The 23,116-nt window shown below is 56.2% G+C and carries 24 protein-coding genes; 15 read left to right on the forward strand and 9 right to left on the reverse strand.

Translation table 11 applies throughout. The features are described from left to right. Nucleotides 1-7 precede the first annotated feature (7 nt). Complete coding sequence (gene fdxA, locus J0A66_RS03450) at nt 8-331, reverse strand: ferredoxin FdxA (RefSeq protein ID WP_206572399.1); 324 nt, start codon at nt 329-331, stop codon at nt 8-10. Nucleotides 332-498: 167 nt separating this feature from the next. On the opposite strand from fdxA, the gene J0A66_RS03455 reads away from it, so the two are divergent. After that, the gene (locus J0A66_RS03455; RefSeq protein ID WP_206572400.1) at nt 499-2,115 is read left to right on the forward strand and encodes an NAD(P)/FAD-dependent oxidoreductase; all 1,617 of its coding nucleotides are present in this window, start codon (nt 499-501) and stop codon (nt 2,113-2,115) included. Here J0A66_RS03455 and ylqF read toward each other — a convergent pair. Both ylqF and J0A66_RS03465 read right to left on the reverse strand, forming a co-directional pair. Continuing rightward, nucleotides 2,112-3,113, reverse strand: coding sequence for a ribosome biogenesis GTPase YlqF (gene ylqF / locus J0A66_RS03460; RefSeq protein WP_206572401.1), 1,002 nt, complete (start codon nt 3,111-3,113; stop codon nt 2,112-2,114). The two genes, J0A66_RS03455 and ylqF, sit on opposite strands and share 4 nt — an antisense overlap. Before the next feature lie 129 nt (nt 3,114-3,242). After that, nucleotides 3,243-4,121 carry a WYL domain-containing protein gene (locus tag J0A66_RS03465; RefSeq protein WP_206572402.1) on the reverse strand — a complete coding sequence of 293 codons (879 nt, stop codon included), beginning with the start codon at nt 4,119-4,121 and terminating at the stop codon, nt 3,243-3,245. A gap of 195 nt (nt 4,122-4,316) precedes the next feature. Between J0A66_RS03465 and J0A66_RS03470 the strand changes: the two genes are divergently transcribed. Genes J0A66_RS03470 through J0A66_RS03510 form a run of 9 tightly spaced genes read left to right on the forward strand, consistent with a single transcriptional unit; the run spans nt 4,317 to nt 13,664 of the window. Continuing rightward, nucleotides 4,317-4,658: an NADH-quinone oxidoreductase subunit A gene (locus tag J0A66_RS03470; protein ID WP_206572403.1), complete on the forward strand. Its 342-nt coding sequence runs from the start codon at nt 4,317-4,319 to the stop codon at nt 4,656-4,658. Beyond that, nucleotides 4,649-5,956: an NADH-quinone oxidoreductase subunit D-related protein gene (locus J0A66_RS03475; protein ID WP_206572404.1), complete on the forward strand. Its 1,308-nt coding sequence runs from the start codon at nt 4,649-4,651 to the stop codon at nt 5,954-5,956. The genes J0A66_RS03470 and J0A66_RS03475 overlap by 10 nt, the downstream gene beginning before the upstream one ends. After that, nucleotides 5,947-6,885 (forward strand): NADH-quinone oxidoreductase subunit H, encoded by a 939-nt coding sequence (locus J0A66_RS03480; RefSeq protein ID WP_241264006.1) that lies wholly within the window; start codon nt 5,947-5,949, stop codon nt 6,883-6,885. Before J0A66_RS03475 ends, J0A66_RS03480 begins: the two co-directional genes overlap by 10 nt. Next, nucleotides 6,879-7,517, forward strand: coding sequence for an NADH-quinone oxidoreductase subunit J family protein (locus J0A66_RS03485; protein ID WP_206572405.1), 639 nt, complete (start codon nt 6,879-6,881; stop codon nt 7,515-7,517). The genes J0A66_RS03480 and J0A66_RS03485 overlap by 7 nt, the downstream gene beginning before the upstream one ends. A gap of 38 nt (nt 7,518-7,555) precedes the next feature. Beyond that, entirely contained in the window at nt 7,556-7,861 is a 306-nt protein-coding gene (locus J0A66_RS03490; RefSeq protein ID WP_206572406.1) for an NADH-quinone oxidoreductase subunit NuoK, read from the forward strand. After that, nucleotides 7,861-9,771: an NADH-quinone oxidoreductase subunit 5 family protein gene (locus J0A66_RS03495; protein ID WP_206572407.1), complete on the forward strand. Its 1,911-nt coding sequence runs from the start codon at nt 7,861-7,863 to the stop codon at nt 9,769-9,771. Before J0A66_RS03490 ends, J0A66_RS03495 begins: the two co-directional genes overlap by 1 nt. After that, complete coding sequence (locus tag J0A66_RS03500) at nt 9,768-11,255, forward strand: complex I subunit 4 family protein (RefSeq protein ID WP_206572408.1); 1,488 nt, start codon at nt 9,768-9,770, stop codon at nt 11,253-11,255. Before J0A66_RS03495 ends, J0A66_RS03500 begins: the two co-directional genes overlap by 4 nt. Beyond that, nucleotides 11,255-12,676: an NADH-quinone oxidoreductase subunit N gene (locus J0A66_RS03505; protein WP_206572409.1), complete on the forward strand. Its 1,422-nt coding sequence runs from the start codon at nt 11,255-11,257 to the stop codon at nt 12,674-12,676. Before J0A66_RS03500 ends, J0A66_RS03505 begins: the two co-directional genes overlap by 1 nt. Continuing rightward, the gene (locus J0A66_RS03510) at nt 12,669-13,664 is read left to right on the forward strand and encodes a hypothetical protein (RefSeq protein WP_206572410.1); all 996 of its coding nucleotides are present in this window, start codon (nt 12,669-12,671) and stop codon (nt 13,662-13,664) included. Before J0A66_RS03505 ends, J0A66_RS03510 begins: the two co-directional genes overlap by 8 nt. Before the next feature lie 42 nt (nt 13,665-13,706). On the opposite strand, the gene J0A66_RS03515 is transcribed toward J0A66_RS03510, so the two are convergent. From J0A66_RS03515 to J0A66_RS03525, 3 genes are read right to left on the reverse strand one after another with little or no spacing between them, the layout of a single operon-like run. After that, nucleotides 13,707-14,120 (reverse strand): DUF6691 family protein, encoded by a 414-nt coding sequence (locus tag J0A66_RS03515; protein ID WP_241264007.1) that lies wholly within the window; start codon nt 14,118-14,120, stop codon nt 13,707-13,709. Between the two features lie 4 nt (nt 14,121-14,124). Then, nucleotides 14,125-14,541: a YeeE/YedE family protein gene (locus J0A66_RS03520; protein WP_206572411.1), complete on the reverse strand. Its 417-nt coding sequence runs from the start codon at nt 14,539-14,541 to the stop codon at nt 14,125-14,127. A 14-nt stretch (nt 14,542-14,555) separates the two neighbouring features. Further along, nucleotides 14,556-15,923: an MBL fold metallo-hydrolase gene (locus tag J0A66_RS03525; RefSeq protein ID WP_206572412.1), complete on the reverse strand. Its 1,368-nt coding sequence runs from the start codon at nt 15,921-15,923 to the stop codon at nt 14,556-14,558. Nucleotides 15,924-16,136: 213 nt separating this feature from the next. On the opposite strand from J0A66_RS03525, the gene J0A66_RS03530 reads away from it, so the two are divergent. The 3 genes from J0A66_RS03530 to J0A66_RS03540 all read left to right on the forward strand — a co-directional run bounded on the left by J0A66_RS03530 (nt 16,137) and on the right by J0A66_RS03540 (nt 18,219). Continuing rightward, nucleotides 16,137-16,691, forward strand: coding sequence for an RNA polymerase sigma factor (locus J0A66_RS03530; RefSeq protein ID WP_206572413.1), 555 nt, complete (start codon nt 16,137-16,139; stop codon nt 16,689-16,691). Next, nucleotides 16,678-17,514, forward strand: coding sequence for a LolA family protein (locus J0A66_RS03535; RefSeq protein ID WP_206572414.1), 837 nt, complete (start codon nt 16,678-16,680; stop codon nt 17,512-17,514). Before J0A66_RS03530 ends, J0A66_RS03535 begins: the two co-directional genes overlap by 14 nt. Nucleotides 17,515-17,649: 135 nt before the next feature. After that, complete coding sequence (locus J0A66_RS03540) at nt 17,650-18,219, forward strand: Tll0287-like domain-containing protein (RefSeq protein WP_206572415.1); 570 nt, start codon at nt 17,650-17,652, stop codon at nt 18,217-18,219. 101 nt (nt 18,220-18,320) lie between these two features. On the opposite strand, the gene J0A66_RS03545 is transcribed toward J0A66_RS03540, so the two are convergent. Both J0A66_RS03545 and J0A66_RS03550 read right to left on the reverse strand, forming a co-directional pair. Then, nucleotides 18,321-18,605 carry an Lpp/OprI family alanine-zipper lipoprotein gene (locus tag J0A66_RS03545; protein WP_206572416.1) on the reverse strand — a complete coding sequence of 95 codons (285 nt, stop codon included), beginning with the start codon at nt 18,603-18,605 and terminating at the stop codon, nt 18,321-18,323. Between the two features lie 93 nt (nt 18,606-18,698). Then, on the reverse strand, nt 18,699-19,652 hold the full coding sequence (locus J0A66_RS03550) for a L,D-transpeptidase family protein (RefSeq protein ID WP_206572417.1): 954 nt from the start codon (nt 19,650-19,652) through the stop codon (nt 18,699-18,701). Nucleotides 19,653-19,859: 207 nt separating this feature from the next. On the opposite strand from J0A66_RS03550, the gene J0A66_RS03555 reads away from it, so the two are divergent. After that, nucleotides 19,860-21,263 (forward strand): MBL fold metallo-hydrolase RNA specificity domain-containing protein, encoded by a 1,404-nt coding sequence (locus J0A66_RS03555; RefSeq protein WP_206572418.1) that lies wholly within the window; start codon nt 19,860-19,862, stop codon nt 21,261-21,263. Nucleotides 21,264-21,273: 10 nt separating this feature from the next. Next, the gene (locus J0A66_RS03560; RefSeq protein WP_206572419.1) at nt 21,274-22,797 is read left to right on the forward strand and encodes a Na/Pi cotransporter family protein; all 1,524 of its coding nucleotides are present in this window, start codon (nt 21,274-21,276) and stop codon (nt 22,795-22,797) included. Here the strand turns inward: J0A66_RS03560 and J0A66_RS03565 are convergent. Further along, complete coding sequence (locus J0A66_RS03565; protein ID WP_206572420.1) at nt 22,794-23,039, reverse strand: RepB family protein; 246 nt, start codon at nt 23,037-23,039, stop codon at nt 22,794-22,796. The genes J0A66_RS03560 and J0A66_RS03565 overlap by 4 nt on opposite strands. Nucleotides 23,040-23,116: the final 77 nt, after the last annotated feature.

Consider the following 23,116-nt stretch of genomic DNA (forward strand, 5'->3'; position numbering starts at 1 on the left):
AGCCCTGCTAGCGCTCCAGCAGCGGCAGTTTATCCGCCACACCGTTCCACTGGTCGGCATCCTCTGGCGGGGCTTTCAGTTCGGTAATATTTGGCCATTCCCGGCACAGCTGGGCGTTGATGGGCAGAAATTCCGCCTGGTCAGGCGGCAGTTCGGTGTCCTGAAAAATTGCCTCAGCCGGGCATTCCGGCACACATAAAGCGCAGTCGATACAGATTTCCGGGGCAATGACCAGAAAGTTCGGCCCCTCAAAAAACGCATCCACCGGGCAAACAGCCACACAGTCAGTGTATTTGCATTTTATGCAGTTGTCGGTCACTACAAAGGTCATCGGAGCGTCTTCATCAGCGATAATGCCGGCAAGTGTAAAGTAGCCCGGTTAAATCTCAAGTGTCTTTCACCCTGACCGGGTCAGTTTCCCTATCTATAGGCAACCCGCTGTTTTAAAATACCCCGCCCTGGCGGAACGGCCGTCCGGCGAGTTTACGAGAGTCTATTATGTTGCGTTTGACGGATATTAAGTTACCCCTGGATCACGATGAACACGCCCTGGAGCAGGCCGTTTTAAGCAAGCTCAATATAGACAAAGGCCGGCTGATTTCCTTCGATTTGTTCAAACGTGGTTACGACGCACGTAACAATAAAGACATCCAATTTATCTATACCCTGGATGTGGAGGTAAGGGACCAGGCAGCCTTATTAGCACAATTTTCAGACGATCAGTCGGTACGCGTAACCCCTGATATGCGCTATCAGTTTGTTGCCCAGGCTCCCAGTGAACTCAGCCACAGACCCGTGGTGGTGGGCCTGGGTCCCTGTGGCTTGTTTGCCGCCCTGATTCTGGCACAGATGGGTTTTAAACCCATAGTACTGGAGCGCGGCAAGGCCGTTCGTGAGCGCACCAAAGACACCTTCGGCTTCTGGCGCAAACAGCCCCTGAATCCGGAATCCAATGTGCAGTTTGGTGAAGGCGGTGCCGGCACTTTCTCTGATGGTAAACTGTACAGCCAGGTGAAAGATCGTAAACACTACGGCCGAAAGGTACTGCACGAATTTGTTGCCGCCGGCGCCCCCGAAGAGATCATGTATGTGAGTAAACCCCATATCGGCACCTTTAAGCTGGTCAGTATGGTGGAAAAAATGCGTGAGCAGATCCTCTCCCTGGGCGGAGAAATCCGCTTCAGCACCCGGGTCGAAAAACTGGATCTTGACCGGCAGAACGATGGCTACCAAATCAAAGGGTTACATTTGTCCGGCGGCGGGTATCTGGCATGCCGGCAGGTGATTCTGGCTCTCGGACACAGTGCCCGCGACACCTTTGCCGCTCTTTATGAACAAGGCGTTTACATGGAGGCCAAGCCTTTTTCCATCGGATTTCGTATAGAGCACGAACAAAGCATGATCGACCGTTGCCGCTTCGGTGATAACGCAGGCAATCCTATTTTAGGGGCCGCCGACTATAAGTTGGTGCACCACTGCAAGAATGGCCGTTCAGTGTACAGCTTTTGTATGTGCCCGGGCGGTACGGTTGTGGCTGCCGCCTCAGAGCCCGGCCGGGTCGTCACCAACGGCATGAGCCAGTATTCACGCCATGAGCGTAATGCCAACAGCGCCATTGTGGTAGGTATCACCCCTGAGCAGGACTACCCTGGCCATCCCCTGGCAGGTATCGAACTGCAACGCCGCCTGGAAGAACTGGCGTTTCATGCCGGCGGTGAGAACTATCATGCCCCGGCCCAGTTAATTGGTGATTTTCTGGCCGGCAAACCCAGCACGGAGCTGGGTGAGGTCAAACCCTCCTATACGCCGGGCGTGACCCTGACCGATTTAAGCAAGGTAGTGCCGGATTATGTGACCCAGGCCATTCGCGAGGCCATTCCCGCCTTTGAGCGGCAGATTAAAGGCTTTGCCAAAGCCGACGGTTTGCTGACCGGGGTGGAAACCCGCACCTCTTCTCCTGTCTGTATCAAGCGTGGCGAGGATTACCAGAGCGTCAATGTGCGGGGCCTGTACCCGGCCGGTGAAGGGGCCGGCTATGCAGGCGGTATCTGGTCGGCGGGCATCGATGGTATTCGGGTGGCAGAGGCGTTGGCGCTGGCATTCGGGGAAAGTTAGCGCCCCTGCTTCATCCTTTTACTCTGCGCCTCACGCTTCTCGGTGCGTTTTTCTTTGCGATCCTGCTTTTCGGGGGTGAGTGAGCCGTCTTTAAACTTTTGCTTACGCCTGGCCTTGTCGGCGATCTTTTTGGCGGCGGCTTCGGCCATCTCAATTTTCTCTTCAGCGACCATCGCCGGTGTCTCCAGGCTGATTCTGCCCAGTTTGCCGGATTGAAGTTCGTTGAGCAGCACCTCGCAGATCTTGTGCAAGTTAACCCGGCCACCGCTCATCAACGCGCCGCGCTTTTTGGCTGCCGCCTCTAAGAAAGCCAACTCGGTATCAGGTAGCTCCTCCAGCTTAAAGCGTTCTTTCATCAACTGCGGATAGGCCTTAATCAGATAATCGGCCGCATAGAAGCCCACATCATCATATTCCATCGCCGTGTTTTTCACCGCTCCGGAAGCCGCCAGTCGGTAGATGGAATTAGGATTCTCTATCTTGGGCCACAGCACCCCCGGCGTGTCGTACAACACAATGCCGCTGCCCAGGTTAATGCGCTGCTGGCTTTTGGTGATCGCAGGCTCATTGCCGGTTTTGGCAATGGTACGCTCGGCAAGGATATTGATCAGGGTCGACTTACCCACATTGGGAATGCCGGTGATCATCGCGTTGATGGATTTGACTGAAGCCGCCTTTTGCGCACAGGCGCTACGAATTAGCTGTATGATCTGCTTGCTGTTAGCCGGATTGCCGTTGGAGGTGGTAAGGGTGGTTACCCCACGCTCAGACTCAAGGTGGGCCTGCCACTGCGCCGTAATGTCCGGATCGGCCAGATCGAACTTGTTGAGAACTTTCAGGCAGGGTTTATCGCCGCGGATCCTGGCAATTTCGGGGTTTTCACTCGAATAGGGGATGCGCGCATCCAGCACTTCAATCAGGATATCCACCTGATTTAGCGATTCCTTTATCTCTTTCAGGGCTTTGTGCATGTGCCCCGGAAACCAATGCAAGCTCACGTCAACTTTCCTCAACCAATCAACTGGCTGCATTCTACTGCATGTGGCGCCATGATTGGCAGTTATCTGCCTTGCCCGGGTCAGATACGGCTTTACCTGACTCCCTACTGCGTCTCTGTCGAAACGCCATTAACAGTCAGCCAGGTAACCAGGTGCAATAGCCAGATTTTCCGCCCCATAAAGCGTCTGGCGGTTCTCCAGGTAGAGTTGGTATTCCGGCCCCCTCAGTCCGGCGCTGGCGGTGCAATCCACATTCCAGCGACGCAGCAGGTAGCCGGCCATAGCCGCCCGTACTGTTATCTTCAGACGCCCGTTTTCCATGCCGTAATCCATTTCTATGGCAGTGGGATACTTTACATTGTGCGGATGGGGAATCAGATGCAACGGCATCATCCTGACCCACTGGTGATCGTCCTGTTTATCCTCGCCCGGCTGTCCCTCCCCTGCCAGCAAGGTAGCCTTGGCGATGCGGGTCAGGACAAAATCACGGAACGCGTCTGATTTGCGATCATAGGCCCTCACATGCCATCGCAGGCCGTTATCCACAATGCTGTGGGGCACGATTTCCCGCGCCCCTGAACCACTGCTCAGCGACGTATAGATAATACTTACCGGCTTGCTGTTGAGGATGGCCTGCACCAGGCGGGCCACCACAAAAATGTCCGGTACATTGAGCTGACTGGGTGCTTCCACCGGAAAACGTATATCGCCAATGGCGTCGAAACCATCGGAAATATCATTGGCCAGTTTCATCAGGGTTTTGCGCGCATCATGCTCAAACAGTGGTCTGAATGTCTGGGTTTGCAGATAGCGTTTTAGCGCCAGGTCATAAATAAGGTTGTCCGGCGCCAGGGATTTATACAGATTGAAATCTCGGGAACCGGCCGACAGCCCCACCTGGAACCGCTTCAGCAGATCATGGCGGGTCAGGTGGCCGCGAAACATCAAACAGAAGTCGATAAACGCAAGTCTCTGGCGCTGGGCGAAGATGATCTCGGTTAATTCCATGGGCATTGATAATGGTTATTTTGAGTGCCAAACATGATTCATAATAAACCGCGTGTCAATAATATCTCTGTGCTCTGTAAAAATTACCCCTGCTGCTTCCTGACCGAACGAAAATCGAACTGCGATGCCTGAATTTCGGTACTTTCACCCCGGAATAAAAAATGCTTGGTAGTCACAGAAAAAGGAGGGACACACTTGGATCTGGCAAACCTGCTACTCATCCCGCTTATCGCCGCTGTGCTTATTCTGGCATTGGAAAAATGCCTGAGACGTAATCATTCCTCCTACCCCCAAGCCCGGCCCTACTCAGGGGGCGGCGACCTCTCGAGCCATGCCTGGTGCCGCTTTCATGTTCGCTACTACCCCATGGCCCTGCTGCTGATTGCCTTCGAAATGGAGATGATGTTCATGTATCCATGGGCGGTGGTCTATGTGGCCGAAGGCATCAAGGCGCTGATGGAAATGGGTATGTTCCTGACCATACTCGCGCTGGGTATTGTCTATGCCTGGCGGGAAGGGGTCTTCAGATGGCAGTAAGCCTTTGGCAGCGGCTGGCTGCCCGTGCCTCCGTCCCCGTATTTGTGGCATCCGGCAAGGATGAGCCAGACGAAATTCAGGATATGCTCTGGCAGACCGGTCGTATCAAGCTGGTGTTTACTCCGCGTCACGCCAGCCTGTTAGTGGTTACCGGGCAGATTCCAGTGGAACAGTCACAGAGCCTGGCCATCATTCATGATCAACTTCCCCACCCGCGAGCCACCCTTTGGTGTGGCGGACAGCCTTGTTTTGAATTTATCGCTGCCAAAAGGGCCCCGTCACCTCAGACATTGGTGGCGAGTGCTGAGGATCTGCCACAGCGGATCAAGGAAACACAAAAGCAGCTTTTAAGTGGAAAACGGCAAAGCGAGCCGGACCTCAATCCGGATAGGCCCCCTGCCCCCTGGCAAGGTAAAGGGGATCATGGCCAGGGGGGGGAAGGTATGATGGGAGGCAAACCCTATGGCCGCCCCATGGCAATGATGGAGGCCGACCTGCGTGACGGGCTGATGCTGGATGCCCTTGAGTTTTCCGTGGGGCCTTTTTACCACGGGCTGCCCGCTGGGCTGATGGCCAGCGTCAGCCTGCAGGGTGACGTCATCCTAAAGTGGCAGGTGGAATCGCCTCCCTTCCCTACTGCTCTGCCGTCGGTTTTTGTCCGCGCCCTGCACCAAGATACCCCACTGGCAGATCTGGAAATCTGGCGCGTACGGGTTCATCTGCAGCGACTGGCCAGAATGATGGCGCTGGACGGACTGGACTGTGCGGCTGTGCGTACCCTGCGCCTGGCCGGTCCCCTGCCCTGCATAACGCAAGCCGGGCTGGGAGCTTTGCAAAAACAAGTCGGATCCCTTGAGAAGCACCTGAGAAAGCGTGGATTTTTTGCCCTGGGTGCCGGTATCGGTGAACTCGATGCCCAACAGGCAAACCTTATGGGCGGTTATGTGGGGCGCGCCTGTGGCATGCAGGAGGATGCTCGCAGCACAAGCAAGCCATATCAGGCCCTGGGATTCACCGTTTCCTGTCAGGATAAAGGGGATGTGCAAAGTCGCCGCTTGCAATTGTTTGCTGAAGTTCACCAGGCCATCGCCCTGGCAGCAAAGGCAGGACGGGAAGAGGTTATGTTAACCCATGAGGAGATTGAAACTCCGGTGGGCAGGTTAACCAAGCGACAGGCCCCCAAGGATCACAGCGAGATGTTGCAGAGCCTGCTGCCAGGCATGGAATGGCGTGAAGCCCTGATGACTCTGGCCAGCCTGCCGGTGGCGGGCGCAACAAGGGAGGGCGGATGGCAATGATCCTGAACGAACTGCTGTTGCCCATTTTTGTAGTGCTGATAACGCTTATCCTGGGCGCGGGGGTAGTGGATTATCTGCACCACGCCACCAGTGCACTTGGCAAACAGATGAGTCTGAGGCGGTCCCTGAATCCGCTGGCGCCACTGTACCGGCTGGGACTTGCCTTGAGTCAGCAATCGGTGATCACCGAGCATCCAGACAGACTTAACCTTCGCCTGGCACCGGCTTTGTATTTCGCCTTGGCCGCGCTGGGCCTTGCGGTAGTCCCTTGGTCGGCTGACTTTATTCCCGCTGATCTGGTCACCGGCATGGTGCTTTGGGGTGCCGTGGAAGTGCTTGCCACTGTGGTGATTTTCCTCTGCGGCTGGTCCGCCAATGCCCATTTACCGCTGCTTGGCGCCTATCGTTACGTTTCCCTCGGCCTGTCCTACATGCTCGTCAGCATGTTTGTGCTGATTGGGGTGGCCCTGCCGGCCGAATCATTGCAACTGAGCGCTGTGGTGGAGTCGCAACGGGAAATATGGAATGTGCTACGCCAGCCAATGGGATTGCCGCTGTTTCTGATTGTCGGCCTGGGGCTGACTTTCTGGGGGCCGCTCGATTTCGCCAGCTCGCCTGATCTGGATCGGGGGATATCCGCAGATCAATCAGGCGCTTCCCGCCTGGTCTGGCAACTGGCCCGTTACGCCATGCTGGTCGCTTTTTCCTTTATGGCCGCCACCGTTTTTCTCGGCGGCTGGCTGGGGCCCTGGCTCCCCGGCCCGCTTTGGCTGGTGTTAAAGGCGACGCTGGTGCTGCTGATCCTGCTGTGGATGGGCCATAACCTGCCTGTTATGACACCGGATAAGTTTATCAGTGTTGCCTGGGTACTGCTGTTACCCCTGTCCTTTGTGGATCTTATCTGGGCGGGAGCACTGGCCCTATGGTAGGCATCTGGACCGACATTACCTTCTATCTGTGCGCGGCCATCGCGGTCTTTTCCGGGTGGCGGGTATTCAGAACGGACTCCATGGTTCGGGCTTCTTTCCTGCTGCTGATCTCTTTTTTGGCGGTGGGCGTCATCATGTTACTGCTGGCTGCAGTCTATCTGGGTACGGCGCTGTTTTTCATGATGGCCGTTGAAATGATGGTGATGGCCCTCTTTATGGTCATGTTTATGATGAATCCGGCCGGCCTGAATCCCATGAATATGGTGCATCAGCCATGGGTGGCTGCTCTGCTCGGTTTCGCTGTTTTTACCGGTTTATCGCTGGTAGCGGTTTACGGTGAGTTCCCAGCCAATCCGGCTCCCGCGGATCTCGATCCGGTACGTTCCCTGGGCAGGGAATTGCTGGGGGACTCCATGCTGGTGTTCGAATCCGCCGGCATTGCCCTGCTGGCTACCATGATCGGCACCGTAGTGTTGTCCAGCCATCGGGGACGTTATGGTCCCGCCAATGAAGGATCGGAGCCCCCGGGTCTGGATCCAGGCGGCCCGCCGGCCAAATCGGCGGCGCAGAAGCAGCAGCAACGGGAAGAGCAAAAAGAACAGGAAGAGGATAAACAGGACCATGACCAGTAACCGATCAGACGGAAAAAGGCAGAATTAAGGGGGACTCCATGACATTGACAATGCTGCTGATTGTGGGCGCAGCCCTGATAGGTACCGGTCTTTACGGGGCCTTGTCCCAGCAGTCCTTTGTAATGCTGATGATGGGGCTTGAGCTGATGCTCAACGGTATTATGCTTTATGCGGTGGCGTTCTGGGCTCTGGCTGGTCATGGCATTCCTGAAGGCCAATTGTTGACCATTATTGTGATGGCGGTGATGGCGATAGAAATGGCCATGGGTTTTGCCCTGGTGGTGGCGGTATTTCGCACCAGTCAGGCCGACACCACTGAAGCGCTGCAGGATCTGAAGCACTGATGCTCTGGAGCATACCTGCCATAGCCCTGCTGGGCGCCCCCTTACTATTCTGGTTTGGGCGGCGCTGGCAGCGAATCTGGTTGGCAACCTTTACAGGCGGCATTTGTATCGTCATGTTTATGCTGGCATGGTATGGCTTACAGGCAGGCTGGCAAGGGACCTACTCCTGGAATCAAACCCTGACCCTGCAATTGGATCTCACCCCCCTGACTGCCCTGTTTGTGCTGACCATCGCGGCCACCGCCGCACCTGTGGTCATCTTTACCGCATACCACGAGACCAGGCATGGTCTGCCCCGTCTGCACAGCCTGTTATTGTTCTTCACCGGCGCCATGACAATGCTGGTGCTGGCGGCAGATCTGCTGAGCCTGCTGATTGCCTGGGAACTGGTGGGTGCCTGCTCTTGGGCGCTGATAAGCCACCAATGGCGGGACAAACACAAGGTTCAACAGGCGGGCTGGGCATTTCTGGTGACCCGTCTGGGGGATCTGGGCCTGTTCGTAGCGGTATTTTCCGCTTTGGCGGCTACCGGTTCTCTTAGCTATGGGGCATTGAGCGAACTTGGCGGCGGGTTGCTGCATCTATTTGCGGCGGGCCTGGTATTGGCCGCCGCCACCAAGTCTGCACAAGTGCCCTTCTCTCCCTGGCTGTTCTGCGCCATGGCCGGCCCCGTTCCAGTTTCAGCGCTGTTACATGCGGCGACTATGGTAGCGGCAGGCACCTTTATTCTCATCCGCCTGTACGACATTCTGGCGCCCGTCCCCTGGTTTGAACCTGTTGTGCTGGGCCTGGGGCTTTGCACCGCGCTGGCGGCAGGGTTGGTGGCCTGCGCACAGGGGCATGCCAAAAAGCTGCTGGCCGCGTCCACCTCGGCTCACTATGGCTTTATGTGGGTTGCCATTGGAGGGGGATATCCGGCAGTGGCTACCCTGCATTTTGTGGTGCATGCTGCCCTCAAGGCAGCATTATTCCTTGTCACGGGTGTGGTGGCAAAAAGCGCAGGCAGTTACCGCCTTGAAAAAATGGGAAAGGCCGAACAGCGAAGTCTGCTGGCTGTGATCAGCCTCGTATCTGTCCTGGCGCTGGCCGGGCTCTTTCCTCTGGGAGCGGCCTGGACCAAGGAAAAAATCGTCACCGTTGCCGGGCATGTGACCCCGTTAGTCGCTTTATCCACCATGCTGGCCGGTGCCCTGTGTGCAATCTACGCCGCCCGTTTCCACCTGCATCTGTTTGGGACATTAGGCCGTCCCTTAAAAGGCCGGGGCCCAGCGTATCGGGCTTCTGTTGCCGAGTTTGCCCCCCTGTGTTTTCTGGCCCTATGCACTGTGCTCTTATCCCTGCTCTGGCTGCCCAGTGCAGGCCAGACATTGGAGGAATGGCTGAAAGCTCCGCTTCCCCCTTTTAAAGCCTGGGAACTGATTCTCTCCACCATCCTGGTGGTGGCCGGTGGCTTACTGGGGTGCAGGCTGACAGGCAGGCAAAGTACTGTCGACCCAGCCCTAGGGCGGTTTTTTGCCGGTTGGTGGTCTCTGCCGGTGCTGGGTCACCTGCTGGTTGTCAAGCCGGTGCGCATATCCAGCCAGTTGCTGTCCCGGGCAGAGCAGCAGTTTGCTGCTTTGGGAATGGGCGCGGTGGGAGCGATAAGCCATCACCTGGCCCGCTTAGACCAACGGGCGGTGGATAAAGCAACGATGCTCAGTGCAAGGCTGACCCGCTACCTGGCGAAGCTCAATGCCAGGGCGGGCGAATGGCTATTCAACGGCATACCCACAGGGATGGCAGCTTTATGCGATAAGTGCGCCACCCGGGTTCAGTCTTTACAGACCGGCCTGAGCCATCAGTATTACACCCTGGCAGTGGTGGGTGTGATTTCATTTATCCTTGTGCTGATAACAGGAGAGATGTTTTGATTCTCACGATCTCATTACTGGTTCCACTGTTGGCGGCGTTGCTTTTGGCGTTTCCCCTGCACTGGCCACAACGTTATTATCGCGGTTTTGCTACCGGCATTGCCCTGGTGCCGTGCCTGTTGCTGGTCATTGCCTGGGTCAATTTCGATACCAGGGGCTCCCTGTTCCAACATGTGCATGAGGTTCCCTGGGTACCCTCGCTGGGTATGGCCTGGCGGGTTGGTGCCGATGGCATCGCCCTGGCGGTGGCCACCATGAGTTCGTTCCTCATCGCCGGGGCGGCTTTCTATCCGGTGGATACCTATGGCCGGGCCAGGCAGTACTATGCCTGGATCCTGTTCCTGCAGGCAGTCTCCCTGGGGGTATTCCTGGCCCTTGATCTGTTGCTGTTCTATGTGTTTTTCGATCTCAACCTGGTGGCCATGTACTTCCTGATTGCCCGCTGGGGGCATGGCAAGGCCAGGTTTGCCGCCACCAAGTTCTTTCTATTCACCCTTTGTGGCTCGCTGGCCTTGCTGCTGGGCATACTGGGACTCTATTTGTCAGTGGAGCCCCGTACTTTTGACATGCGGATTCTCATAGAACAACAGCCCCTGGCAGGTACCGGTCTGTTGGCCTCGCTGGTTTTCCTGGGGCTGATGGTTGGCCTGATCATCAAGACTCCCCTGGCCCCTCTGCACACCTGGCTTCCCCAGGCGCATGTAGACTCCCCGGGCCCGGTGTCGGCGATCCTGGCAGGCGTATTGTTGAAAATGGGCACCTACGGCATGATCCGGATCCCCTACAGCATGATGCGCCAGACCTTTGAACAATATGCTTTGGCGATCGCTGTCTTGGCGCTGGTGTCCATTTTGTATGGTGCTCTGGTGGCGCTGGCACAGCACAATCTGAAGCGTCGAATCGCCTACACATCCATCAACCATATGGGCTACACGGTACTGGGGATCGCAGCGGCCGGGGCCTTGATGTCCGACAGTCCCATGGCTCAGCGCCTGGCCCTGACCGGCGCAACAGTAGAGATGGTGGCCCACGGGCTGATCACAGGTTCACTGTTTTTCATCACCGGCTCTTTCTGGCAACGCACCCGGGAATACGATCTGGACGCTTACGGAGGCTTGGCCGCCAAAGCTCCTGTGTTGGCCTTTGCCATGGTGCTGGCGGCCTTTGCCAGTTTCGGCTTACCCGGACTGGCGGGATTTGTGGCCGAGTTTCAAATCTTTGCCGGAACCTTTGCTATCTATCCCTGGCTGGCGTCCATCGGCTTGCTCGGCATACTCATTACCGCCGCACTTTTTCTACAGATGCTGCAGAAGCTGTTTTTTGGTTCTTTACCCCAGCGCTGGACGGAATTCACCGACCTGGGCAGGGATGAGCGCCTTGTGCTGGCTGTTTTGTTGCTTGCGGTTGTCGTTATCGGGATCTATCCCAATGTGTTATTGGGCCCCATCGAGGCCTCAGTGACGCTGCTGGTCGGGAGGCCATAATGCCTGTAGGGGATATTCTTCCCGAACTGTCACTTATCCTTGGCGCCGCCATCATACTGGTGTCGGCCACTTTTCTTCCCCGCCAGCGGCATCTTTGCTGTACCTTACTTGCCCTGATGACCCTGGCGGTGGCCATGGGACTGACCCTTGATCAATGGTCTTTGACCAACCAACTCAGTTTCAAGACGGTGTGGGCCATAGATCGGGGAGCGGTGATTGCCAAATCTATCATCCTGGCAGCGACTTTCATTTGTGTGCTGCTTTCGCCTCAATGGCTAAACAAAGACAGGCGTCACGGGGAGTACTATACCTTGGTGCTGTTTACGGCGTTGGGAGCAATTGTTCTGGCCTCGGCCAACGGCAGCATGGAGTTGATCATGGGGGTACTGCTGTCGTCCGCTGCCAGCTATCCTTTGGTGGCCTTCCACCGCAATTGGGCCCCCTCCACCGAAGCGGGAATGAAGTATTTCCTGGCTGGTGCACTGGCCAATGCCATCCTGTTGGTCGGTGTGGTACTGCTGTTCGGCCTGGTGGGCGACACGGCCTATGGAGTGATACATACCCAACTGGCGGCCCGGGCTGATCCCTGGATCCTCACCGCTGGGTTCGCCTGCGTCCTGACTGGCCTTTGCTTCAAGTTGGCGGCCTTTCCCCTGCATACCTGGATGCCCGATGTCGCCCAGGGTGCCCCCGTACCAGTGGCAGCCCTGCTCTCAGTGGTCCCGAAAATAGGTGCCGCCGTTGCCCTGGCGCGTTTTGTGCAGATTCTGCCTGTCGATTTTTCCTGGCCGGCCCTGTTGGCCTGCGTGGCCGCTGCCACCATGACACTGGGTAATCTGGCTGCAGTGTGGCAAAAGGACATGCGCCGTCTGTTGGGGTGGTCTTCTGTCTCCCAGTCCGGCTATGCGCTTATGGCTGTCACTGTGCTAAATCGCACGGATTCAGCATTGCCGGCCCTGTTGGTATTTCTTGCCGGCTATGCCACCGCCAACCTGGCGCTGTTTGCGGCAGTCACTGCGTTGCGTGGTCGCACGGATTTTGCTGACTATGCGGGCCTGTCGCAAAAGCAACCTGCCATTGCACTGGTTATTGTGGTTAGCTTCCTGTCACTGGTGGGGATCCCGCCGCTGTTTGGCTTCTTCGGCAAGCTGGCCTTGTTTTCATCGACGATAGAAGGGCGATACCTGTGGCTTGCGGTATTGGCCATTGCCAACACGGTAATCTCACTGTTCTATTATCTGCGCCTGGTGCAGATCATGTATTTCAAGGCCCCTGAGCAGAGCATGCATCTGCTGGGAAAGCTCTCTTGGGGCACAACGCTGGCCATGGGAATCGGAGTGCTTGCCCTTGGCCTGGCAGCCCAAGGGGTACTGGCGTTGATCAATACAGTCGGTTTTGCCACAGGAAACTGGAATGGCTGACCACCCTGTGATGCACCGTGGCGTATTCTTGTGGGCATTGTTGCTGTCAGATGCGGGCACTGCCGCTTCCTCGTCCTATTCGCGCCAATCTATCGACAATCCGCTTGATTACTGGTCGCAAAGCTACATTCCGCTTATCCCTTCGATTCATCCCCCTACCACCCATGATCACGGCGATCTGATCCAGGTCTGGTTGAAACTCCCCCCAGGCGGCAAGATTGATGTGCAATGGCTCGAAGACCAGCAAAGGCATACATTAGTTTACCCGGAAGGGACCAGGGCGGATCGGGTCGAGTACTTTTTCGTCGGCAACACCGTGCCTAACCTGGTGGACTATGCCCTTTTTGGAACGGGTCAGCTTGAAGAACAAAACTGGACCGTCGCGGATGTGCGTGGGACAACCCTGGTAGAAGGGCGACAATGGTTCCATGTTTATCGCCCAGCAGGCAGTGAGCCCCATGCAAAGCTGATTGGCTGGCGCTGGCCACGGGACAATGAGGCCGCCAAACAAAAAGCGACACAAGCCCTGATTGATCATGCCTCAACCACCAAAAGTGCCCTGGCCGCTAAGCCCTTGGACAAATCAGGTCTCCAGGCTCTGCGCCGACTCAATGATTGCGCCGCTTGTCATCAGCAAAACCAACCACGTATACGTCTGGGAAATGAAGAGCGGTCAGTGGATCGGGCCACAGACACTATGGGATTTGTGGTACCCAATGCGGTGTTGCGGGATGAATGTATCATTGCCGATCACAGAACAGAAGATCTCAACCTTGAAGATGAGTTTGTCGACGTCTACTGCGCTGACGGTGGTGAGGCGACTCTCAGGCAGGATAAGGGAAGGGAGTGGTTTACCTGCCGGGACGGCAGCGCTCCCAGGGGGCGACGGGATGTGGCGGCCGGGCTGAAAAGCGGCCATCCTTATACGCAATCCGTGTGCGACTCCCGCCAAGCCCTCTGGTCGAATATGACCCACCGGGCCCGCTAGGCTTTTTCTGCCGCGTTCGCCGTCTGCGGAATCAGTTTATCATCAGCGAGCCAGCAGAAACCGGTAGGCTATGGCTCCGGCAAACAGCCCGATAACGAACACGATGGAACCAGGAAGCAGCGAGGCAAGGGAGGTAATACCAGGTCCGGGGCAGAAACCGGCAAGTCCCCAACCTATGCCGAACAAGGCGGAGCCCCCGATCAGGGACAGGGTCACTGACCTGCCCTTTGGCACCTTAAAGTCCTCTGCTGCCACGGGCTGGCTGTGCCGACGCAGACCCCATTGATACAAAGGCATAGCCACCGCCAGGGCGCCCATGAAGACCAGCCCCAGTGTGGGATCCCACTGGCCGGTGACATCCAGGAAGTTCAGCACTTTGGCAGGGTTAATCATCCCGGAGACAATCAGGCCCAGGCCAAACAGGACGCCGCATAGCAGGGAAATCAGATAAAGCATCAGCTTAGCCGGCCCTTACCACGAAGACGGTGATCATTGCTGTGGCAAAGAAAGTGGCAGTGGCGGCCAGTGAACGGAACGACAACCTGGACAGTCCACTGATGCCGTGGCCGGCTGTGCAACCTGAGGCCATTCGGGTACCAAATCCCACCAGCAGCCCGCCGATGGCCATGGTGGGCAGATCTGCCTGGATATCGACCGGTAGTGGCTGGCCGCTAAACCAAGGAAAAAGTAACGCAGCGAGCAGCAAACCGGCGATAAATGCGGCCCGCCATCCCATTTCCCTGACATTGGTACTCATCAATCCGGAGGCAATACCGCTGATGCCGGCAATCCGGCCGATTAGCAGTAGCAGCAAGCCCGACGACAGGCCTATCAAGGCGCCACCAACCAGTCCCGACCAGGGAGTAAATTCTGTCATTGTATATGTCATGGTCAGTGCTCCACCGGCAGTCCGGAGGCCTTCCACGCAGACATACCGCCTAACAGGTTGAGCACTTCCCTGAAGCCGGCCCGGAGCAGAATGCTGACCCCCAGCCCGGCCCGATGCCCTACCCCGCACGTCACCACGAGGGGACGCTCCTTGCTGAGTTGCAACTTGTGCAGATTGTCGGCCAGATACCCCACATACATGTGAATTGCACCGGGTATGTGACCTTCAGCATACTCATCCGCTTCCCGCACATCCAGCACCTGGAATCTGTCTTGGTTATCTGCCAGGGTTTGCGGTGTCAGGGTGCCCGACATCTCAATGGGAAGCCCTGACTTGCGCCAGGTTCCGAACCCCCCTGCCAGGGCGCCATCTATCTGATCGATGCCGATACGCGCAAGGTGTCTGGCAGCCTGTCTGACATCGGCCGTGCGGTCCGTGATCAGATAAACGGGGCTTTTTTCGTCCGCCACCCAGCCGCCGAATACCGGCAGGCCCCCCAGCCAGATGCTGTGGCTGCCTCGTATGTGGCCGCCGGCAAAGCCTTCCGGCTCCCTGGCGTCTATTACCAGGCTGCCGGCGCTTTTGTCAGCAAAATCATCGGCCTCAAACAGAGGGACCGCGTCAATACGTTGGCAAGGCGACAAGCCTCCCTTGAGATTGACCCGTTCCATCAGGCGAAAATACGGCGGACGGGGAAGGCGCTCCCCTCCCTTCTTTCGGGAGAACTCATCCCTGCTCAACCGGAACACCTCGTTGTATTGCTTTTCCTCGCCAAGGGTGGAAAAAGGTTTCTCCGCCATTCCGCTGCCACAAACCGACCCAGGACCATGTGCTGGCAGCACCAACGTGGTGTCTGGCAGACCGGCTAATTTGCTATGTACTGAGTCATACAGCAGCGCCGCATTCTGCACAGACTTGTCCTCATCCGGAAGGTCTGTGCGACCGGTAGTGCCGTAGAACAGGGCATCCCCGGTCAATACGCACCAGGCGGACCTTTCGTTGCCAGGTGGGTACACCACATAGCTCATACTCTCTGGCGTGTGCCCGGGTGTGTGCAGGCCGCGGATGGTTAGCCCACCCAAGCTGAAACAATCGCCGTCATCCAGGCGCAGATCCCCATGGCCGAAAGTTTCGAAGGGACCGTTGACAATCTGCGCACCTGTGAGTTGTGCAAGATATGCCGAGCCCATTGTAAAATCTTCCTGGCGATGGGTTTCAACCACGTGGGTAATATGGGCATCCAGCTCCTGGGCCGCGTCCAGATAGGGCTCGACAAATCGTCCAGGATCGAACACGGCAGCTTTGCCGCCATCAGCAATAAGATAGGCGTAGTGGGCGATGCCGGGGGTCTCAAATCGTCTCATCTGCATGTAGTTAACCTCCGTTTAACGCGCAGCAAAATTGCGATACTTAGTGTATGACATCGCGGCTGCATGCATTTAAGTCATTGGTAGGCAAAAATCGGACCTGGCCCTGAGAAATGTGCAATGTTCCAACGCTGATGACATGTCCAAATAAATAGTTGTAATAAAACCGAGCCTTGTTTCGTCATCAGGATAACCAAAACAAAAGGGAGACTGACGTTGCCACAACTGACCAAAGCCGCCATCGCCGGCCTGGCTGATGAATGCGGTCCGCGGGTGTTTCGTGCGGCTTACCGACTGCTGAAAGACCCGATACTTGCCGAAGATGTGTTGCAGGAGGTATTCCTCAAACTGCTCAGACAACCCCGGCAGTTCGATGGGGTGAAAAACTGGCCGGCTTACCTCACCACTATGGGCACTTCCCTGGCCATTGATCTGCTACGGCAACGCCGACATCAGCTGCTGGCTGAGGAGTATCAGGAGGATCGGCAACCGGCGCCGGATGGGCAGACTGCAGAGCCTCCTGGGCCTATGCAGGCGCTTTCTGTGAGCCGGGATCTGGAAAAGCTTCGCGCTGCACTGACCCGCCTGTCACAGCTGGAATGCCAGGTGTTTTGCCTGCGCCACCTGGAAGAGTTCAGTTACAAGGAAATAGCCGCGCAACTGGATATTTCTGTCAACCTGGTCGGCGTGACCCTGAACCGGGCACAAAGCCGGCTTTCAGAGCAACTGACCGAATCACAATTTTTAGGAGCGGTTTATGAAATCAACTGATTCTTTAGAACAGCATGTCCAGCAGTTTAAGGCCCAACAGCCCAGCGATGTGATGACCCAGGCCGCTATGGCCAGGCTTCAGGCACGGTTGTCCGCCGAACCAATGGCGGAATCGCCGCACCTGGGACTTTGGCAGCAGATTAACCAATGGATCAAACGCAGCGTGCGCATACCGACATGGCAAGTGGGTGGCTCCCTGGCCACGGTGGGCCTGATTGCCCTGCTCTATTTGGGCGGCGGTGCATCTCATCCAGCCTTTGCCGAGGTCGTTGAAAAGCTCAAACAGATCAGCACCCTGCAATACACAGGGACAATGTACAGTAACGGGCAGGCCACTATGAAACTAAGGGTGTATTATCAGGCGCCGTCGCTGGTACGCACCGAGTTTAGTCCGGCCATGGATAACCTCGATGGGCCGGCCACGATCAATTTGATGGACACCGCATCGGGTAAGGGACTGATCCTGATGCCGGGACCTATGATGGCCCTGCCTTTTGACTTTGGTCACCAGGATTCTCCAGAGGACGACCCCCTCTACTGGCTGGAGGCACTGAAGCAGTATCAGGGTGAGGTGGTCACCCGGGATGGCGGGCTCATCGATGGCCAGGCCACCACCTTGTACAGGATCGAGCAGTCCGGTGTACGCACCTCCATCTGGGCCGCCAATGATAGCCAGTGGCCGCTTAAAGTAATAGTGACCGCATCGGGAGAAAAGGATCAAGAGGTCTTTAAGCTGGAGGCGGACCTGACTTTTAACCAGCCTCTGTCACCTGAACTGTTTGATTTCTCTGCTCCCGGATACCACGTCGGCCAGCCAGACTGACTCTCAGGGCGGGTTGCCCGCCCTTTTCCTTTTTTCGCTAAGAGACATAAAAACACCACAGACTTTAGTCTGAGTGGACTTCCAACATTGGATTCAATTGACAACAATTAAAGCCTCTATCTATGGAGACAGATCATGTTGCCAACCCTTTTAGCCGTTTTGATTGCCCTGCCCCTGTCAGCTTTGGCCGGAGAGAATCCTACAGACACAGAGCTGGAACAACAGGCCCGGGCAAAAATCCTTGCCTTTTCCGGGGAACTCAAACAGGCCCTGAGCTCCGCCATGCAGGCCGGCGGTATCGAGCAGGCCATTCATGTGTGTCACGAGAAGGCAGGGGAAATTGCCCAACGGCACAGCGAGTCCGGCTGGCATATTGCTCGCACCAGCCACAGGGTAAGAAATCCAGCTAATCGACCGGATCCGTGGGAACAGCAGCAACTGCAGCATTTTCTCAAACAGACCGGCACTGGCGTAGCCCCGAACAGCCTGAGAGTCTCAAGCCGTGTAGAGCTCGAGGGGAACGTTTATTTCCGCTATATGCAGGGCATCGGCACAGAAAGCCTTTGTCTGGCGTGTCACGGCAAGGACCTTGCTCCAGCAACACAGGCACTGCTACAGGAATATTATCCGCAGGATCAGGCCACTGGTTTTTCGTTGGGGGATTTACGCGGAGCTTTCAGCCTCTCCAAGTTGTTGGAACAGTAGCAGCCCCTGCCCTATGAATATGGAATCAATCCAACTTGCTGCAAACATATAAAAACCCGCCAGCCCAAGGCTGACGGGTTCTTACAGTAAGAATCTGTCGCTTACTTGCCGCAGCAACGCTCCATCATCTTATTCGCCCGGTCATTGACTTCGGTGGCCATCATCTGTGCCTTTCTGGCTTCAGTCATGGCTTCGTCGGCCTTGCTCTGGGCTGATTTGGCATTTGAATTGGCACTTTCTACCTGTCGCTTAAGCTCACTGACCTGACTTCTCAGATCATCCAACTGACTTTGAGCCGCATCTGCCTCACTGCTGGCATTGGCGGCGCAACCGCCCAGCAAGCCGATACAAACTGCCGCCACAAACATCTTCATCTTGTTCTGCATACGGATCTCTCCTTGGTTGTCTAACGGATGGGATACACAATAAAGCTAGCAAAATATGCTGTTTGTTCAATGTTTTGCTATCCAGGTCCTGAGTTAGCCGGCCGGTGTCACCTCCCTGGGTGGACTGCCGACACTGATGGGAATACCACTGGCGAGTTTGCCCTCCCCCATGGCCTTGTCCCAGTTGACCGCTATCTGCCGTCCTTTTCTGGCTTCCACAATGGCCTGGATAACCGGGGTCAGGTTAGTCGTCTGGTTCTTGTCCGGTCCGGTCAGTTCCTGGACTTCCAGATACAGTTCATTGTCCCACCAACCGGCCTTGCTGGGCGTATTGACAATGGTCACCGGTGTCCCTTCGGGTACCAGATTAAACAGGGTTTCAATATCCTTAGGGTACAGGCGGATACAGCCATGGCTGATGCGGGTGCCGACGCCGAAGTTTTTGTTGGTGCCGTGGAGCAGGTAGCCTGGCATATCCAGGGTCAGGGCATGACGCCCGATGGGATTGTCCTTACCCGGTGGGATAAAATCCGGCATTTTTTCCCCCCGTTCGAGGCGCTCCCGCTTGACCGATTCAGGCACTCTCCACCATGGATCTTTCGCTTTGCCCCTTACCCTGCTCGTGCCGGTCGGTGTGTCCCAGCCTGCCCTGCCGATGCCGATGGGATAGGTCATCACCTGTTCCGCCGCTCGGGGATAGTAGTACAGGCGGTACTCTGCCAGGTTGATCACTATGCCTTCCCTTGGTCCTGGAGGCAGGATAAACCTGGCCGGGATCAGCACCTCCTGCCCGGTTCGGATCAACCAGGGATCCAGGCCCGGATTGGCGGACTTGACCTCGTTGAAACCCAGGCCATGTTGCTCGGCGATATCTACCAGAGTTTGTCCGGCCGTGGCCTTGACCCGGTACAGTTTGCCCACCAGGTCATTGCCTTCCCTTGGCAGGTCAAAGGTGAGTGCCGCAACGGGCAAGTGCACCGTAAGCAGCAGAGCGCTTAACCAATGCCGGCATAAGCCTGGGCTGCAAATCGGCAAGTTTTTCCTCATCATCAATTCTTGTGGGTACGCCATGGTGAATAACACTATCAGTATTCCGTCGGGGCTTAAATCCCCGCCGAGACCTTCCATCGCTCATAGTCTCCGACCTACCGAGAGCCAGCTAGATGATCCAGGTCAACAGATTGGCGGATTCCTCTTTGATAAGCTTAAGTAATTGATAAAGTAAGGAAGTCCAGAACATATTCAGGGGAACCCATGGCGACAATCACCTTTCACGGCGCTGCACAGGAAGTCACCGGCAGCTGTCATCTTATCGAATCAGAGGCGCTGGGACGCATCCTGCTGGATTGCGGTATGCATCAGGGCGGCGACGTGGTGTCGCGGCTGCAGGACGAGGATTTTCCGTTCAACCCCACCAACATCGATGCAGTGATCCTTTCCCACGCTCATATGGATCATTCCGGCATGCTGCCCAAGCTGGTGCATCAGGGCTTCGCCGGACCTATCTACTGTACCCATGCCACAGCCGACTTGCTGGACATTATGCTAAGGGACTCGGCGGGTTTATATGAAAGGGATCTGGAACGGGAAAATCTCAAACTCAAACGCCAGGGCAAGAAGCTGGTGAAGCCCGAATACACCATGGATGACGTGGAGCAGACCCTGCAACAATGCATTGGCCTGGATTATGGTGAACAACATGATGTCGGCCCCGGGGCCCGGCTTATGATGCATGATGCCGGCCATATACTCGGCTCAAGTATCGTGGAGTTGACCCTGACAGAAAGGGAACTGAATAAAACACTGGTGTTCAGCGGCGATCTGGGTAAGCGCGATGCGGTATTGATGAATGATCCCAGTCTTGTGCGCAAGGCGGATATTGTGCTGATGGAAAGCACTTACGGGGACAGGGAACACAAGACTAAGCTGGATACGCTGAACGAGCTGCAAAGCATTCTCAGCGAGACCTGGCAACGGGGCGGCAATGTCATGATCCCCGCCTTTGCCGTGGGCCGCACTCAGGAATTGTTGTTCTACCTGGGCTGTCTGCATCAACAGGGAAAACTGGACAACTGGCAGATATTCCTCGACAGCCCTATGGCCATTGAGGTAACACGGGTCTACGAGAAATGGGTGGATCTGCTGGCTGAAGAAGATATCGCCAGATTAAACCTGAAACATAAACTGCCGCTGGAAGAGTTTTTGCCCAACCTGTTCCTGTCCGTCACGCCGGAAGACTCCATGGCCATTAACCGTATCGCCAGGGGCGCCATTGTCATTGCCGGCAGCGGTATGTGTAACGGAGGACGTATCCGCCACCATTTTAAGCAGCGTATCTGGAACCGTAATAACACCCTGATCTTTGTCGGTTTTCAGGCCAGGGGAACTCTGGGACGGATCCTGATTGACGGGGCAAAGAACATCAAACTGTTCGGTGAGCCTTATGTGGTCAAGGCACGCATCGAGACACTGGGTGGATTCTCAGCCCACGCGGGCCAATCCGGACTGGTCAACTGGATCGGCCATTTTAAGCCCAGGCCCAAGGTGGTGCTGGTGCACGGCGAACCCAGAGCGCAGCAGGCGCTGGCCGAGCGCTTGTGGAAGGAGCAGCAGTTAAGGGTCACCATTCCGACCAACGGCGACAGTCTGGTGTTCTAGGCCTATGTGGATGCAGATTCTCGGCGCACTGGGTTTATTCCTGATCGGCATGTGGCTGATGACCGAAGGCCTGAAGGTTGCCGGCGGCAAGGCCCTGGAGCATATGCTTGGCAAGTGGATCTCCAGTCGTCTGCGCGGCTTTCTGGCCGGTGTGCTGGTGACCGGCCTGGTACAATCCTCCAGTGCGGTGACAGTGGCTACCATCGGCTTTATTAACGCCGGTCTGATGAGCTTTTCCCAGTCCGTGTGGGTCATTTTCGGCAGTAATGTGGGTACCACCTTCACTGCCTGGTTGGTCACCCTGGTGGGTTTCAAACTGGATATGTCACTGATCACCCTGCCGCTGGTGGGTGTCGGTGCACTGCTTAAAGTGTTCTCCCCCCGAGTCAGGGGGCAGTCATTAGGTATGGCCCTGGCCGGCTTTGGCCTGTTGTTTATGGGCATCGGTGCCCTACAGGAAAGTTTTTATGCCATCGATGTGCAGCAACTGGCACTGGGTCAATGGCTGAACAGCCCGGTATTCACCGGCCTGTTCCTGGGTATAATCCTGACCATACTGACCCAGTCATCCAGTGCCGCCATCGCCATCATACTGACCGCGTCAGCCAGTGGCATGGCCGATCTGCACCTGGCCGCAGCCGCCGTCATCGGCGCCAATGTGGGCACCACGTCCACGGCCCTTATTGCCGGTTTGGGGGCGTCAGCCAGCGCCAAGCGCCTGGTGCTGGCCCATGTGATGTTCAACCTGATTACCGCCACTGTGGCGCTACTGTTGTTGCCTCTGCTCGGCTGGCTCTTTGATGATCTGGACGGTCACCCGGGTGAGTTTCCTTTTTATCTGGCCGTCTTCCATTCGGGATTCAACCTGTTTGGGGTATTGCTTATGCTGCCTCTTGAACCGGTAATGTCCAGATGGCTGTTGGCAAGATTCCGGAAAAAGACAGTGCGCTTATCGGCATTGGACGATAACCTGGCGGCGGTGCCCGATTTGGCTATTTCCGCGCTGTTCAAACAGATCCAGACATTGCGCCAGGATGTTCTCAGTCTGTCTCTGGAGCCTGCGCAGCAACGACATGCCCTGTCCGACATCAGGCAAAAGCTCAGCGAATGCCAGAACTTTGTGATCAAATCCGGACAGAACACCCTGACTGAGCTGCAAAGCCAGAAGCTTGAAGGGGCATTAGCCGTACTGCACGGCTTATCGGCAGCACTGGAGTCTTACGAGGAGTATACCGATTTCAGCGGCCAGTTCGACCCGCAACAGACCGAGTTGCAGGACTGGCTGAAGCAATCCCGGGCGTTCAGCGAATTACAACTGCAGGGCATGGAGAACCTGGAGATTCCCTGGCAGGCATTGAATGAGCAGTATGCCAGGCTGAGGCACAGGCTGATCCGCTCCACCATGACCCAACATCTGGAAATCAACAGTCTGGAGCAATTGCTCAGGGCCATTAGCGCCAATCTGCGTTATCAGCGACGGCTGGTGGAATTGTCCCCTACGTTAAGGGAAGCCCTGCCTCAGGGCACCGGTTAACAGTCGTTGTTCTTCAACCACTCATTGAGCAGCTTTATCTGTCCGCAGCGGTATGCGGCATAGGTTATGCGTAACGCATTGTTAATCAATTCTCCGTCGGTCCACCCGCTTTTCTTCGATAATTCTTCATAGCTGTGCATACCCTTGGGACTCACATAGCCGCGCACTTCCTTGTAGCCTTTAAGCTTCTGCCGTTCTCTGAAGCGGCGCTGTTTTTCGGCATTGGGATTATTGTCTGACATGAATCATTCTTGCTGGCTGGAATACCCCTAGTATCTGTTAATCAGGGGGTCGGGTAAACCATCTGCTAAGCGCTGGC

The sequence above is a fragment of the Bowmanella dokdonensis genome, from assembly GCF_017254865.1.
In the GTDB taxonomy this organism is placed as follows: Bacteria; Pseudomonadota; Gammaproteobacteria; order Enterobacterales; family Alteromonadaceae; genus Bowmanella; species Bowmanella dokdonensis.